Genomic DNA, 15,073 nt, shown 5'->3' with positions numbered 1-15,073 from the left:
TGGCCCGTGAAGTCGGTTAACAATGGACCTCACCCGCCAGGAAGCTTGTTATGCGTCGCCTGTTACTTGCCTGCCTGCTCATGGGCTCGGCACACACCTTTGCCTTTGACCGCCTGCAAGTCGAAGGCTACACCTTGCCCAATGGCCTGCAATTGCTGCTCAAGCCGGGCACCGAGCGTGGGCACGTGGCGATCCGCCTGGTGGTGGGCGTAGGGCTGGATGACTTCCCCTGCGATGAAAAAGAACTGCCGCACCTGCTCGAACACTTATTGTTCAGCGGCATCGACGGCGGTGGTGAAGGCGACCTTGAAGACCGCATGCAAGCCTTCGGCGGCGAATGGAACGCCTACACCAGCAATGCCGACACTACCTTTGTGATCGAGGCGCCCGCGCAAAACCAGCGCAAAGTGCTGGACCTGTTGCTGGCGATCCTCACCCGCACCGAACTGACCGACGCCAATATCAATGCCGCCAAACAAGTGGTCGAACGCGAAGACGGCGGCCATTACTCGCACCTGCAACGCCTACTCGACCGCCAGGACCTGGGCCACACCGCCAGCAACCAATTAGCCGTCGAACTGGGGCTCAAATGCGCCGAACGTGCCGAAGTCAATCAACTGACCCGCGATCAGTTGCAAATCCTGCGCACACATTGGTACGCGCCCAACAACATGACGCTGATCATCGTCGGCGACCTCGACAAACTGCTGCCGGCGTACCTCGAACGCACGTACGGTCAACTTGATCCGGTCGAACCCACTGAGCACCGGCCACTGCCGGAAATCCTGCACACCGCCGCCAGCCATCGCGACCTTATCCACGGCTGGGTCGGTGACAGTGCCAAACTGCACTGGCTGTTCCCCGAACCGGTATTGGACGACCAGCACGATGAAACCTACGACTTGCTCAAGGACTACCTCGACTGGGCGCTGTACCGTCAACTGCGCCTCAAGCATGGTTTGTCTTACGGCCCGTGGAGTGAACGCGAAGTACTCGGCAGCGTCGGTTTTCTTAGCCTGAATGCCGACCTTGAACGCGACAACCTCCCTGAAGCTGAACAGGTGTTGCAGGACCTCAAGGCGCAACTGCTCAAGAACGGCCTCGACCCGGCCGTCTTCAACCGCTTGCAGCAGGCCGCTATCGCGCGCCAAGCCTGGGCGGTGCAGGGCAACAGCGCGCTGGCCGACTTTTATTGGAGCGCTGCCGGCGACTATGCCGACGGCCATCTCAGCGACCCGGCCAAGCGCATCAAGGCCGTCAACCTGGCGCAGACCAACCAGGCCATGCGCCAAGTGCTTAACCAGCCGGGCTACTGGCGCATCGAGAAACCGCTGCTGAGCTATGACGCCCTGAGCTGGATCGGTGCCGGCCTGCTCGCGCTGATCGCCAGTGTGTTGATCGGCGTGCGTCTTTATCGCAAACGGATCACGTAATGAAGCACCGAACAAAGGGCTAAGACGTTATTCTGTCTGGGATTTTTCCTACACCAAGTGTGAATCGCCAATGCCAAATCTACCGCCCCTTATCCAGCGCATTATCGAACTGATCAAGCGCTATCCTGGGGTGATTGCACTCGGCGGTTTCATATCAGGTGTGGGCAGCTTCATCCTGGTGGATCGCCAGCAGGGCATGGCCAGTTGGATTGCGGTGATCATGCTGGTCAGCTGGCTATGGCTGATGCTGGAAAACAGCTTTACCCAGCTGTTCGCCAAAGTCTTCAAGCGCGAAATCCCCGAGCCGCTGCTGCGCTATGCGACCCAGATGATCCACCAGGAAAGCCTGTTTTTCGTATTGCCGTTCTTTTTCGTCACCACTGCCTGGAACAGCGGCCAGTCGGTGTTCACCGGCCTGCTCGGCGCGGCGGCGCTGGTGTCGATCACTGACCCGCTGTACTACAAGTGGCTGGCGCCCAAGCGCTCGCTGTTCCTGGCGCTGCACACCCTGACCTTGTTCGCGGCACTGCTCACCGCACTGCCGATCATCCTGCACCTGACCACCGCCGAAAGTTACAAGTTGGCACTCGGCGTGGCCATGGCGTTGTCGATCCCAAGCCTGGCCGTGAGCTTGCCGCTGCGCAGCATCAAGGGCTGGGTGATGCTGCTCGGGGTCACGGCCGCCATTGGTTGCGCCGGTTGGTTCCTGCGCAGTTGGGTGCCGCCGGCCACATTGTGGATGACTGAAGTGGCGATCAGCACCGAGTTGCAAGACCGCACACCGGGCGATGACCTCAAGGAAGTCACCGCCGCCCAACTGCGCAGCGGCGGGCTGTACGCCTACACCGCGATCAACGCACCACGCGGGCTGGACGAGCGGATTTACCATGTGTGGAAATTCAACGGCCAAGAGGTCGACCGCATTGCCCTGGATATCCATGGCGGGCGCAAGGAAGGCTACCGCGCCTGGACCCACAAGCAGAACTTCCCGGCCGACGCGGTCGGACGCTGGCAGGTGCGGGTGTTGACGGAAGACGGGCAAGTCATCGGTGTGCTGCGCTTCAAAGTCACTGACCCAGCACAAACGGACAACCCAAAGTAGGCCGTATCGTGCTATTACGTAGGGCTTGTGGATAGCCAAACAAGCTCGGAGCTTATGACCACTCGTACCACGGCCGGCGCAGCCCACCTCGACACATCCAGCGTTCCCCCGTTGCTCAGGATTACGGGGGACTGGACGCTTGCCCACTATGCCAATCTTAAAAAACTGAGCGACAAGCTCGACGGCCAATACGACGCCGGTGCGCGCATCGACCTCAATGGCCTCGGCGCCCTGGATACCGCCGGCGCCTCGTTGCTGGTCGAGTTGCTGGGCCCGGACCGTATCGAGCAATCCGCCGAGCAGACCGATTGCAGCTTATCCGCCGCTGACAGGGCACTGCTCAAAACCGTCTACCACTCCCTGAACGATTTCTGCGTACCCGACAAAGAGCCGGAAGAAGCCGCCGGTATCCAAGTGCTGGCGCGTATCGGCCGCGCTGTGGACACGGTTTGGCAGGACGGCATGAAACTGCTGGGTTTTATCGGCCTGATCCTCGAAACCTTCGCCCGGGGCGTGTTCCGTCCCAAGCGCTGGCGCATCACGCCAATGGTCGCGCATATCGAGCAAACCGGTCTCGACGCTGCGCCCATCGTCGCGTTACTAACCTTTCTGGTGGGCGCCGTGGTGGCGTTTCTCGGCGCTACCGTGCTTAAGAGCTTCGGCGCGACGATTTTTACCGTGGACCTGGTGGCGTTCTCTTTCCTGCGTGAATTCGGCGTATTGCTTACCGCCATCCTGATCGCCGGTCGCACCGCGAGTGCCTTTACCGCACAAATCGGCTCGATGAAGGCCAACGAAGAAATCGACGCGATCCGCACCCTGGGCCTGGACCCGATGGAACTGCTGGTACTGCCACGGGTGATGGCGCTGCTGGTGTCGCTGCCGATGCTGACCTTTCTGGCGATGCTCTCGGGGATTGTCGGCGGCGGCGTGGTGTGCGCCGTGGCCCTGGATATTTCGCCGGCGATGTTTCTCTCGCTGCTGCAATCGGACATTGGTGTGCAGCACTTTCTGGTGGGCATGGTGAAAGCGCCGATTTTCGCGTTTCTGATCGCGGCGATTGGCTGCCTCGAAGGGTTCAAGGTCAGCGGCAGCGCCGAATCGGTCGGCGCCCACACCACCTCCAGCGTGGTGCAATCGATCTTTGTGGTGATCGTGCTGGATGCAGTCGCCGCGATGTTCTTTATGGAGATGGGCTGGTGAGTCGTCTACACCGTGCGCCCACTGAGGCGGTGATCGAAGTGCGCGGCCTGTGCAATCGCTTTGGCAACCAGAGCGTGCACGAGAACCTCGATCTGGATTTGTACAAAGGTGAGATCCTCGCGGTGGTCGGCGGCTCCGGCAGCGGCAAGTCGGTGCTGCTGCGCAGCATCGTCGGCCTGCGGCGGCCCAGCGAAGGTGAGGTGCGGGTCTTTGGCAAGAACCTGCCCAATCTGTCCGAACATGAACGCTCGCTGGTGGAACGGCGCTTTGGCGTGCTGTTCCAGAAGGGCGCGCTGTTTTCCTCGTTAACGGTTACCGAAAACGTCGCCCTGCCGTTGATCGAACACGCGGGCCTTAGCCGTCGCGATGCCGAGCACTTGGCGGCGGTCAAGCTTGCCTTGGCGGGGCTGCCTTTATCGGCGGCGGATAAATACCCGGCGTCACTGTCCGGCGGCATGATCAAGCGCGCCGCTTTGGCGCGGGCGTTGGCACTGGACCCGGACATTCTGTTCCTGGACGAACCCACCGCCGGCCTCGACCCGATTGGCGCGGCGCAATTCGACCAACTGATCCTGACCCTGCGCGATGCGTTGGGCCTGAGTGTGTTCCTGGTCACCCACGACCTCGACACGCTGTACACCATCACCGACCGTGTGGCGGTGCTGGCGCAGAAGAAAGTGCTGGTGGCCGATGCCATCCATGTTGTCTCGGAAACGGACGACGCCTGGATTCACGAATATTTCCACGGCCCCCGTGGCCGCGCGGCATTGGATGCCGCTCAATCGCTTAACGAGGTATGACATGGAAACCCGAGCCCATCATGTGATGATCGGTCTGTTCAGCGTGATCGTGGTGGTCGGCGCAATGCTGTTCGGCCTGTGGCTGGCCAAGTCCAGCGTCGACAGCGCCTTCCAGGAATACGAGGTGGTGTTCAACGAGGCGGTCAGCGGCCTGTCCCAGGGCAGTTCGGTGCAATACAGCGGGATCAAGGTGGGTGATGTCACCAGCCTGCGCCTGGACCCGAAAGACCCACGCCGGGTACTGGCGCGCATCCGCCTGGCCGGGCAGACGCCGATCAAGGAAGACACCCAGGCCAAGCTGGCACTGACCGGCATCACCGGCACCTCGATCATCCAGCTCAGCGGCGGTACGCCGCAAAGCCCGGAACTCAAGGGCAAGGACGGCAACTTGCCGGAAATCATCGCCTCGCCGTCCCCCATCGCGCGCCTGCTTAATAACAGCAACGACCTGATGACCAGCATCAACCTGCTGCTGCACAACGCCAACCACATGTTCTCGCGGGAGAACGTCGAGCGCCTGAGCAACACCCTGGACAACCTGCAACAAACCACCGGCGCCATTGCCGACCAGCGCGGTGATATCAAGGTGGTGATGCAACAGTTGATGCAGGTGAGCAAGCAGGCCAGCGCCGCGCTGGAACAAACCACCACGTTGATGCGCAATGCCAACGGCTTGCTCAACGACCAAGGCAAGCAAGCCTTCGGCAGCGCCGAGCAGGCCATGAAGTCGCTGGAGCAAAGCACCACGACCATCAACACCTTGCTCACCAACAACAAAGACTCGGTGAACAGCGGCATGCAGGGCCTCAATGAACTGGCGCCGGCCGTACGCGAGCTGCGCGAAACCCTCGGCTCGCTGCGCGCCATCTCCCGCCGCCTCGAAGCCAACCCCAGCGGTTACTTGCTGGGCAGCGACAAGAACAAGGAGTTCACGCCATGAAGCGTGCTTACCAGATAATCGCCCCGCTGGCCTTGGTGCTGATCAGCGCCTGCTCGATCCTGCCCAAGCCGGATCCGTCTGACGTGTACCGCCTGGCCTCGGCGCAAACCAGCACCCAAGGCGCGCCGGTGAGCTGGTCGCTGCGTGTGTCCAAGCCGCAGAGCAGCGAGTTTCTCGACAGCCCGCGCATTGCCGTGGTGCCTAACGGCGACCTGATCAGCAGCTACGCGAACTCACGCTGGAGCGACCCGACCCCGGTGTTGCTGCGCAATCGGTTTATGGACGGTTTCCAGCGCGATGGGCGGGTGACATTGCTGAGTACCGACGAGACCAACCTGCAGGCCGACTACGAACTGGGCGGGCAATTGCAGGCGTTTCAGAGTGAGTACCACGGCAGTGCGGTGGCAGTGGTGATTCGCCTGGATGCGCGGCTGGTGCGGGGCAGTGATCAGCGGATTATTGCCAGTCGGCGGTTTGAGGTGCGCCAGCCGGTGAGTGATACCAAGGTGCCGGCGGTGGTCGCCGCGTTTGGGCAGGCGGGGGATCAGTTGAACAAGCAGGTGGTGGATTGGGTGGTGCAGCAGGGCAATGCAGTCCGAAAACACTGAGGGCCTCATCGCAGGCAAGCCAGCTCCCACACTTGAACTGTGAATACATTCAAATGTGGGAGCTGGCTTGCCTGCGATAGCAATTTCAGTCTCAGCCAAAAAACCAGTAGCACACCGCAATCGCCGCCACCACACCGGCAAACTCCGCCAGCAACGCACACCCAACCGCATGCCGCGCACGCTGGATACCCACCGACCCGAAGTACACCGCCAACACATAAAAGGTGGTCTCGGTACTGCCCTGGATCGTCGCCGCGACCAACGCCGGGAAGCTGTCCACGCCCTTGGCCTGCATGGTCTCGATCAACAGCGCCCGCGCCGCGCTGCCAGAGAACGGCTTGACCATCGCCGTCGGCAGTGCGTCGACAAAGCGCGTGTCCATACCCGTCCAGGCCACCACATGGCGAATGCCTTCCAGGCCGAAGTCCAACGCCCCAGAGGCGCGCAATACGCCCACTGCGCAGAGCATCGCCACCAGATACGGCAGCAGGTTCTTGGCAACATCAAAGCCCTCTTTGGCACCTTCGACAAAGGCCTCGTACACCTTGACCTTGCGCAACGCACCGATCACCAGGAACAACATGATCAAGCCAAACAGCGTCAGGTTGCCGAGTATCGATGACAAGCCCGCCAGCGCCGTAGCCGACAGTGTCGCCAGCAACGCCATAAAGCCGCCCAACATCAACGCGCCAGGAATCAGATAGGCCAGCACCACCGGGTCCCACAAGCGCAGGCGCTGCATGACAGCCACCGACAACAGGCCCACCAGCGTTGAGGCGCTGGTGGCCAGCAGGATCGGCAGGAACACCAGCGTCGGGTCGGCGGCGCCTTGCTGGGCGCGGTACATGAAGATCGTCACCGGCAACAGCGTCAGCGAGGACGCGTTGAGCACCAGGAACAGAATCTGCGCGTTGCTCGCGGTATTGGGGATGGGGTTGAGTTCCTGCAACGCCTTCATGGCCTTGAGGCCGATAGGCGTGGCGGCATTGTCCAGGCCCAGGCCGTTGGCGGCGAAGTTGAGGGTGATCAAGCCAATGGCCGGGTGGCCGGCGGGGACTTCCGGCATCAAACGGCGAAACAACGGGCCGAGCGCCTTGGCCAGCCAATCGACGATGCCGGCTTTTTCGGCGATGCGCAAAAAGCCCAGCCATAAGGTCAGGGTGCCGAACAGCAGCACCATCACGTCGACCGACAGTTTGGCCATGGCGAAAATGCTTTCGACCATCGCCGCAAAAATCCCGGCATTACCGCCCACCAGCCATTGCGCCAGTGCTGACACCATTGCCACGACAAAGAAGCCAAGCCACAGGCCATTGAGCATCAGTTGAATCCCCCGAAAGATGGGGCGAATGATAGCGGGGCTGGCAGAAACGACAAACCCCGGAATTTTCCGGGGTTTGTGTCAGAGCAGTCGTGCTATCAGCCGCGGGTAGCTTGTGCGGTCGGTGTGGCTTCTTTGCTGCGCCAGTGCGGCAGCGAGTTCCAGTAGCGCTCGCCCTTGGCATCGTCGTACATGCCTTCCCAGCGGGAGATGACCAGAACAGCCAGGGCGTTGCCGATCACATTGAGTGCGGTACGCGCCATGTCCATCACGCGGTCGACACCGGCGATGAAGGCCAGGCCTTCCAGCGGAATGCCCACGCTGCCCAGAGTAGCCAGCAACACCACGAAGGACACGCCCGGCACGCCGGCGATACCTTTGGAGGTAACCATCAGGGTCAGTACCAGCATCAGTTGCTGGCCGATCGACAAGTCGATGCCATACAACTGGGCGATAAAGATGGCCGCGATGCTCTGGTACAGGGTCGAACCGTCGAGGTTGAACGAGTAGCCGGTTGGCACCACAAAGCTGCAGATCGCCTTCGGCGCACCGTAGGCTTCCATCTTCTCGATCACGCGCGGCAACACGGTTTCGGAGCTGGCCGTGGAGTAGGCCAGCACCAGCTCATCTTTGAAGATGCGCATCAGCTTGAGAATCGAGAAGCCGAACAGGCGGGCGATCAGGCCCAGTACCGCAAAGGCGAAGAACAGGATGGCGACGTAAACCAGGATCACCAGCTTGGCCAACGGCAGCAAGGAGGCGAAGCCGAAGTTGGCGACAGTTACCGCGATCAGGGCAAATACACCGATTGGGGCGTATTTCATAATCATGTGGGTGACTTTGAACATGCTCTCGGACACGCCCTGGAACATGGTCACCAGCGGCTCGCGCAGCTCAGGCTTGAGGCTCGACAAGCCCAGGCCGAACAGCACCGAGAAGAAGATGATCGGCAGCATGTCGCCACGGGCAACGGCGGCGAAAATGTTCGACGGGATCAGGTTGAGGATGGTTTCAATGAACGCATGCTCATGCTGCACTTCGGCGGCGGTGGCGGTGTACTTGGAGATGTCGACGGTACCCAGGGTACTCATGTCGATGCCGGCGCCCGGGTGGAACAGGTTGGCAAGCAACAGGCCGACCACAATGGCGATGGTGGTGACCACTTCGAAGTAAAGGATGGTTTTGACGCCGATCCGACCGAGCTTTTTCGCATCACCTACGCCGGCGATGCCGACAATCAGCGAGGAAATCACAATCGGGATCACGATCATCTTGATCAGGCGGATAAAGATATCGCCCGCTGGCTGCAACACATTGCTGATCCACCAGGCTTTTTCAGCACTGAAATGGTTGAGCACTGCACCGATTGCGATCCCTAGTACCAAACCGATGAGGATCTGCCAGGCGAGGCTTAGCTTTGCCTTCTTCATGTCATTACCCTTACTTCAAGTGGACTTAAGGCAAATGCGCCATCTGCAACGCTCGGAAGCGAAAAAGTGTGTGCATCTGCCTCCATGGAAGGTCACCGCAGCGTGGCCGAAATGGCTTACTGGCAGGCGAAAAAAGGCGCAACTATTCCCATGCAAGGGAGCGACGTCTAATGCCGTAAACGCCTACCCTATGCCGAATCGGCATGACTTTTTTTGAGATTAACTGTCCGAACGGTCAGTTCAAATCCGCCATTCAGGCGGGTGAATATGCCGTTAACCGGCCAATACCGGCTCGCTCAGAGATGTTGGACGACTTATAGAGGTTGGCGAAAATGCCTGGAAATTCACTGACCTGGCGTCAGAAATGTCCTATGGCGCAGCCAAAATTTTCTCGATAGATGGTCGCCACGAAACACCAAGTAATGGTTAGCCGCGCGCAAAAGAGAAATTATCGGCTATGAGCCGTATAAGAAGCGGAGCATAAGAGTGACAAGCCCGTCGCAAGTTCAGCAAGCATGAGGGCTTGTGAACTTGCGTCGCAGCTTTTCACCTGACCCGGCCCTTGCGCAGGCACTCCCTGTACCCGTAGGTCACGCCGATCTCGATTGATCAGAGCAACCCGGCCCCCTGGTCATGCATCACCCTTGGCGGGCAATGCAGACAGAAAGAAGCGAAGTGGCTTCTTTCTATGGACGCCGGCCCCGCAGACGACAGACGCGTCAGACGGAACCTAGTACCAATTCGGATCTTTCTTGAGCTGTTCCATCAGCAGCTTTTGCATGCCTTCGTTCGGCTTACCGATAAAACGGTAATCGGCGTGCCGCGTCGGGGACTTGTCCGCCGGCAAACCGGCCGGGACTTCCACCAACATGGCGTAGGCGTCTTCTTTGTCGTAGCTGAAGGCAACGATCAGGCGCTTGTTCAGGCACGTATCTGCAGTTTCACAGAGCGGCCCCACCAAGTACTTGTCGCCATCTTCTTCCACGGCATTCATTTGTTCGGCCGTACCGGACAGGTTCATCACCCATTCCGGCAGGCGCTCTTCTTTCTTCACCACGCTTCGCCAGGTTTCGCGGTACTGCTTGTCCGCACTGAGCAATTCGTTAGCTCGGGATTGGCCGTCATTGGCGGCCATCACCAGGCCGCTGCCGCCCAAGAGCAGGGCGGCAGCCATGGCTTTAAAGGACAAATGGGTCATATTCAGCCTCGGCCGCGACGACCAAAGAAGAACGAAGCGATGAACATCACCAGGAAGACCACAAACAGAATTTTTGCGATACCCGTGGCGGTGCCCGCGATACCACCGAAGCCCAGGACTGCAGCCACAATGGCGATGATCAGAAATGTGATTGCCCAACTCAACATGGTGATTCTCCTTACGCTTCTATAGGGGTAACAGCGGTAGTGCCGTACAGCCGCTCAACTCGAGCGACCTTTTCTTGCTTAGAACACCCAACGTTCTTGGGTTGGCAATTCACCCAGGGTTGAATCCTGGTCTGCCACTCTCAATTGCGGGGCGGTTACATCGGTGGTCGCGCTAGCGCTGCTAACGGAACGGAAATGGGTCTGCATCATGGCCGGACGTTCGAATTGCGGGGTTTGCTGCTGACTTTGCTGCCAATGCTGCATCTGCTGGCCGGCAATCAACGTGACCATCAACGCCAGGCTGGCAAACAAACCTTGCTGCAAGCGCAGTGGCGATACACGTAGTTGGCTGAGGCTTTGGCGAGTCATGCTGCATTTCTCCCGCATTCTGATTATTCGTTGAGAGAGCTATTGCAGAGTGCATGCCAGTTTTTTTACAAAATAAAACCCAATAAAATCAATAGCTTACGGATAACCCAATACGGTATCGAACAGCATCCTGCACGATGCCCCTTTGCAGGCCGTGCGAAATGCACGATGGTCAATGGTCGGGTCAACGGATCGAAACCACCGCGGGCGTTGCCGAAGTGGCAAGAAGGCATGAAAACGCCATCAATCAGCGTCTTTGTAGGAGAACGTGAAGATACCTGCGCGAAGATGCCTTTTATGAATCAGAATAAACCATGCAACTTGCCCGATTAATCCGGGACTAAACACCATCATTTATAGTTAAGGAGCGCGGGACAGATGGAATCAGCCAAGGAACTTCAAGGCCGCATTCTTTTAGTGGATGACGAATCCGCAATCCTCCGCACCTTCCGTTACTGCCTGGAAGATGAAGGCTACACCGTAGCCACTGCCAACAGCGCCGCCCAAGCCGATGCGCTGATGCAACGCCAGGTGTTCGATCTGTGCTTCCTGGACCTGCGCCTGGGCGAAGACAACGGCCTGGATGTGTTGGCCCAGATGCGCATCCAGGCACCATGGATGCGCGTGGTGATCGTGACCGCGCATTCCGCCGTGGACACCGCCGTTGACGCGATCCAGGCCGGCGCCGCCGATTACCTGGTCAAGCCATGCAGCCCTGACCAACTGCGACTGGCCACCGCCAAGCAGTTGGAAGTGCGCCAGCTCTCCGCGCGCCTGGAAGCACTGGAAGGCGCAGTACGCCAACCCAAGGACGGCCTCGACTCCCACAGCCCGGCGATGATGGTAGTGCTGGAAACTGCGCGCCAAGTGGCTGGCACCGATGCCAACATCTTGATCCTGGGCGAGTCCGGCACTGGTAAAGGTGAGCTGGCCCGCGCCATTCACGGCTGGAGCAAGCGCTCGAAAAAATCCTGTGTGACCATCAACTGCCCATCCCTGACGGCGGAGCTGATGGAAAGCGAGCTGTTCGGCCATAGTCGTGGCGCCTTTACCGGCGCCAGTGAGAGCACGCTGGGTCGGGTTAACCAGGCCGATGGCGGCACGCTGTTTCTCGACGAGATCGGCGATTTTCCACTGACGCTGCAACCAAAACTCCTGCGCTTTATTCAAGACAAGGAATACGAGCGCGTAGGCGACCCGGTCACTCGACGTGCCGATGTGCGCATCCTGGCGGCCACCAACCTGAACCTGGAAGACATGGTGCGCGACGGCCGCTTCCGGGAAGACTTGCTCTACCGCCTCAATGTCATCACCCTGCACCTGCCACCGCTACGCGAGCGCAGTGAAGACATCCTGACCCTAGCCGACCGTTTCCTGGCGCGCTTCGTCAAGGAATACGCCCGGCCTGCGCGTGGCTTCAGCGATGCCGCACGTGAGGCGCTGCTTAACTACCGCTGGCCGGGCAATATCCGCGAACTGCGTAACGTGGTGGAACGCGCCAGCATTATTTGCCCACAGGAAAAGGTTGAAATCAGCCACCTCGGCATGGCCGAACAGCCGACCAACAATGCACCGCGTATCGGCGCAGCACTGAGCCTGGACGAGCTGGAGAAAGCCCATATCGGCGCGGTACTCGCTACCAGCGACACCTTGGATCAAGCGGCCCGTACGCTGGGTATCGACGCGTCGACCCTGTACCGCAAACGTAAACAGTACAACCTGTGAGCTGTACCTTATGAAGCTTGCGATGAAACTGCGCACTCGGTTGTTCCTGAGTATCTCAGCGCTGATCACCGTCGCCCTGTTGGGACTGGTCCTGGGACTGGTCAGCGTCATGCAAATGGCCAAAAGCCAGGAGTCGCTGATCCGCAGCAACTTCATCACCCTGGACCTGGGCCTCAAACTGCGCCAGACCCTGGGCGACCAGTTGATCCTGATGCTGGAGGAGCAGCCCGACCCCACTGCCCTGCAAACGTCCAAGCAGAATTACTTTGCCCTGCTGGACCAGGGCATCGCCCATGAACAGCAAGACGGCAAAACCAGCGGCTTCAGCCAGGCGCGCGTCGACTACCTGAACTTCCTCAAAGCGTTTGACGAGACTCAGCGAAGCTCACTGGCCAACAATAAAAGCGAAAAGCTCACCGAAACCTTCAATGCATTGCGCAACGGTCTGATCGCTGAACATAAACAAGCCCTGGACAATATCAACGCCAGTGAGCACAAGTCGCGCAATCGCGCCTTGTTGATCGCCGGCTTGCTGGGGCTGGTCGGCCTGGCAGTGTTGATTATCGGCTTCGTCACCGCCCATGGCATCGCCCGGCGCTTTGGCGGGCCGATTGAAGCCTTGGCCAAGGCCGCCGACAAGATCGGGCAAGGCGATTTCGAAGTGACACTGCCGATCTCATCGGCGGCAGAAATGAATCAACTGACCCGCCGCTTCGGCATCATGGCCGAAGCACTGCGCCAACATCAGGCGACCAATATCGATGAGTTGCTCGCCGGCCAGCAACGCCTGCAGGCGGTGCTCGACAGCATCGACGACGGCTTGCTGATGATCGACCGCCAAGGCCGCCTGGAACACCTCAACCCCGTGGCGCAGCGCCAGTTGGGCTGGGACGAGGAACGCCTCGGCCAAGGCCTGGGGGAAGCCTTGGGCCGCCCTGAAATGGATGAGCAACTGCAACTGGTGCTACGCGGCGGCAACCTGGAGCGCGCGCCGGAGGATCTGGAAGTGGAAGTCGAAGGCGAGCTGCGCCTGTTGACCTACAGCCTGACGCCGGTCAGCCATACCCAAGGGCATATTCTGGGCGCAGTGATGGTGCTGCATGACGTCACCGAACAACGTGCGTTCGAACGTGTGCGGAGCGAGTTCGTATTGCGCGCCTCCCACGAATTACGCACGCCGGTAACGGGCATGCACATGGCCTTCGGGCTGTTTCGCGAACGGGCGAAGTTTCCTGCCGAGTCCCGAGAGGCCGACCTGCTGGATACGGTCAATGAAGAAATGCAGCGCCTGATGCAGCTGATCAACGATTTGCTCAACTTCTCACGCTACCAGAACGGCCTGCAAAAACTTACCCTCGGGCCGTGCGATGTCAACGACCTGCTGGAGCACGCACGAGCCCGGTTCATAGAGCTGGCGAACGCACAGGACATCGAACTGCTGGTAGAAGCCCAATCCGAGTTGCCCAGGCTGTATGCCGACCAGGTTCAGCTCGAACGTGTACTCGATAACCTTCTAGGCAATGCTTTGCGGCATACCGCCAATGGTGGCCAGATTCGCCTGCAGGCGCGCCGCCACGGCGAACGGGTGATTATCAGCGTCGAAGATAACGGCGAGGGTATTGCTTATGGCCAACAGGGGCGCATCTTCGAACCTTTCGTACAAGTTGGTCGCAAGAAAGGCGGCGCCGGCCTGGGGCTGGCGTTATGCAAGGAAATCGTACAGCTGCACGGCGGCCGCATGGGCGTGTATTCACGGCCGGGGCAGGGTACGCAGTTCTATATGGCGTTGCCGTTGTAGCCCGACAGCTACGATGATGTCACTGATGTACGCCGAACAAATTGTGGGAGCGGGCTTGCTCGCGAATGCGGTCTTTCAGCCAACATATATGGCAGCTGATCCACCGCTTTCGCGAGCAAGCCCGCTCCCACATTTGAATGGGGTTACACCTTTAGCGGCGGTTCAACGCGCTCAGGATCGCAGCACTTTCAGCATCTGGAGTGCCGTCGAACCGTGATGGCCGGAAGTGCATCTGGAACGCTGCCAACACATGTCGCGTGGCCACATCCAGCTCACCTGTCTGCGGCGTCTGATAGCCCAGGCGCGCCAGTTCTTCCTGGAACCACGTGATACTCGGCAGGCTGACGGCATACTGCTGCTGGAACCGAGCCACTGCCTGTGCATCCGGCCACACGCCCAAACCTTCAGCCGCCAGACGCTTCCACGGGAACAACGGACCTGGGTCGAGCTTGCGCAATGGCGCAATGTCGCTGTGGCCGATGATGTTCTTGGGGTCGATGCCGTTGCGCTTGCTGATGTCCTTGAGCAACACCACCAACGACTGCACCTGGGCCTCGGAATACGGGTACCACAGGCGGCCGGTCGGCGAGTCTGTATAACCTGGATTTACGATCTCGATGCCAATGGAACTGGAGTTGAGCCAGGTGCGGCCCGCCCACTCGCTTTCACCGGCGTGCCAGGCGCGCTGGCTCTCGTCCACCAGCTTGTAGATAGTGCCTGAAGCGTCGTCGCCGATAAGGTAATGGCTGCTGACCTGGCCATGCGTGAGCAGCGCCAGGGAGCGCTCAAGGCTGGCGGAGGTGTAATGCACAACGACGAACTGCACGCGGTTGTCGTGGTTCGACGAAGGGTGGCTGGTGTTCAGGCGCGGGCCACTGGCGCAGCCGGCGAGCAGGAGAAACATAAAGGCGATGCAGAAGGATTTCATGGCAGAAGACAGTACGCAGAAGACGGTAATGCAACAGTGTAACGGATGGTT

At 59.7% G+C, this 15,073-nt stretch carries 14 protein-coding genes; 8 read left to right on the top strand and 6 right to left on the bottom strand.

Annotated elements, in window-relative coordinates; translation table 11 throughout:
* Positions 1-50 precede the first annotated feature (50 nt).
* The 6 genes from K0H48_RS28315 to K0H48_RS28290 all read left to right on the top strand — a co-directional run bounded on the left by K0H48_RS28315 (position 51) and on the right by K0H48_RS28290 (position 6,086).
* Positions 51-1,433: a pitrilysin family protein gene (locus tag K0H48_RS28315; protein WP_219337570.1), complete on the top strand. Its 1,383-nt coding sequence runs from the start codon at positions 51-53 to the stop codon at positions 1,431-1,433.
* A 70-nt stretch (positions 1,434-1,503) separates the two neighbouring features.
* Positions 1,504-2,535 carry a DUF5924 family protein gene (locus tag K0H48_RS28310; RefSeq protein ID WP_138813130.1) on the top strand — a complete coding sequence of 344 codons (1,032 nt, stop codon included), beginning with the start codon at positions 1,504-1,506 and terminating at the stop codon, positions 2,533-2,535.
* A gap of 54 nt (positions 2,536-2,589) precedes the next feature.
* Positions 2,590-3,738, top strand: coding sequence for an ABC transporter permease (locus K0H48_RS28305; RefSeq protein ID WP_219337569.1), 1,149 nt, complete (start codon positions 2,590-2,592; stop codon positions 3,736-3,738).
* Positions 3,735-4,538: an ABC transporter ATP-binding protein gene (locus K0H48_RS28300; RefSeq protein WP_219337568.1), complete on the top strand. Its 804-nt coding sequence runs from the start codon at positions 3,735-3,737 to the stop codon at positions 4,536-4,538. Before K0H48_RS28305 ends, K0H48_RS28300 begins: the two co-directional genes overlap by 4 nt.
* A gap of 1 nt (position 4,539) precedes the next feature.
* Positions 4,540-5,478 carry an MlaD family protein gene (locus K0H48_RS28295; RefSeq protein WP_017139077.1) on the top strand — a complete coding sequence of 313 codons (939 nt, stop codon included), beginning with the start codon at positions 4,540-4,542 and terminating at the stop codon, positions 5,476-5,478.
* Positions 5,475-6,086, top strand: coding sequence for an ABC-type transport auxiliary lipoprotein family protein (locus K0H48_RS28290; RefSeq protein WP_219337567.1), 612 nt, complete (start codon positions 5,475-5,477; stop codon positions 6,084-6,086). The genes K0H48_RS28295 and K0H48_RS28290 overlap by 4 nt, the downstream gene beginning before the upstream one ends.
* 91 nt (positions 6,087-6,177) lie before the next feature.
* Here the strand turns inward: K0H48_RS28290 and K0H48_RS28285 are convergent, their stop codons facing one another.
* From K0H48_RS28285 to K0H48_RS28265, 5 genes are all read right to left on the bottom strand, one after another.
* Positions 6,178-7,407 (bottom strand): nucleoside recognition domain-containing protein, encoded by a 1,230-nt coding sequence (locus K0H48_RS28285; RefSeq protein WP_138813133.1) that lies wholly within the window; start codon positions 7,405-7,407, stop codon positions 6,178-6,180.
* Between the two features lie 98 nt (positions 7,408-7,505).
* Positions 7,506-8,837, bottom strand: a complete 1,332-nt coding sequence (gene gltP, locus K0H48_RS28280; protein WP_200430951.1) for a glutamate/aspartate:proton symporter GltP — start codon at positions 8,835-8,837, stop codon at positions 7,506-7,508.
* A 730-nt stretch (positions 8,838-9,567) separates the two neighbouring features.
* A complete protein-coding gene (locus K0H48_RS28275) occupies positions 9,568-10,035 on the bottom strand; it encodes an inhibitor of vertebrate lysozyme family protein (RefSeq protein WP_219337566.1) in 468 nt (155 codons plus the stop codon).
* Between the two features lie 2 nt (positions 10,036-10,037).
* Positions 10,038-10,202, bottom strand: a complete 165-nt coding sequence (locus K0H48_RS28270) for a DUF1328 domain-containing protein (protein ID WP_003170804.1) — start codon at positions 10,200-10,202, stop codon at positions 10,038-10,040.
* Between the two features lie 78 nt (positions 10,203-10,280).
* Positions 10,281-10,571 (bottom strand): hypothetical protein, encoded by a 291-nt coding sequence (locus K0H48_RS28265; RefSeq protein ID WP_138813135.1) that lies wholly within the window; start codon positions 10,569-10,571, stop codon positions 10,281-10,283.
* Between the two features lie 378 nt (positions 10,572-10,949).
* On the opposite strand from K0H48_RS28265, the gene algB reads away from it, so the two are divergent.
* Together algB and K0H48_RS28255 are read left to right on the top strand one after the other, a co-directional pair.
* Positions 10,950-12,296 carry a sigma-54-dependent response regulator transcription factor AlgB gene (gene algB / locus K0H48_RS28260; protein ID WP_056861018.1) on the top strand — a complete coding sequence of 449 codons (1,347 nt, stop codon included), beginning with the start codon at positions 10,950-10,952 and terminating at the stop codon, positions 12,294-12,296.
* 10 nt (positions 12,297-12,306) lie between these two features.
* Positions 12,307-14,094 carry a KinB sensor domain-containing domain gene (locus K0H48_RS28255; RefSeq protein ID WP_219337565.1) on the top strand — a complete coding sequence of 596 codons (1,788 nt, stop codon included), beginning with the start codon at positions 12,307-12,309 and terminating at the stop codon, positions 14,092-14,094.
* A gap of 151 nt (positions 14,095-14,245) precedes the next feature.
* On the opposite strand, the gene K0H48_RS28250 is transcribed toward K0H48_RS28255, so the two are convergent.
* Positions 14,246-15,022 carry an N-acetylmuramoyl-L-alanine amidase gene (locus K0H48_RS28250; protein ID WP_219337564.1) on the bottom strand — a complete coding sequence of 259 codons (777 nt, stop codon included), beginning with the start codon at positions 15,020-15,022 and terminating at the stop codon, positions 14,246-14,248.
* Between the last annotated feature and the right edge of the window lie 51 nt (positions 15,023-15,073).

The sequence above is a fragment of the Pseudomonas sp. Xaverov 259 genome (assembly GCF_019352915.1).
In the GTDB taxonomy this organism is placed as follows: Bacteria; Pseudomonadota; Gammaproteobacteria; order Pseudomonadales; family Pseudomonadaceae; genus Aquipseudomonas.
The sequence above is the reverse complement of the archived record's forward strand: the minus strand, read 5'-3'. Positions and strand labels throughout refer to the sequence as shown.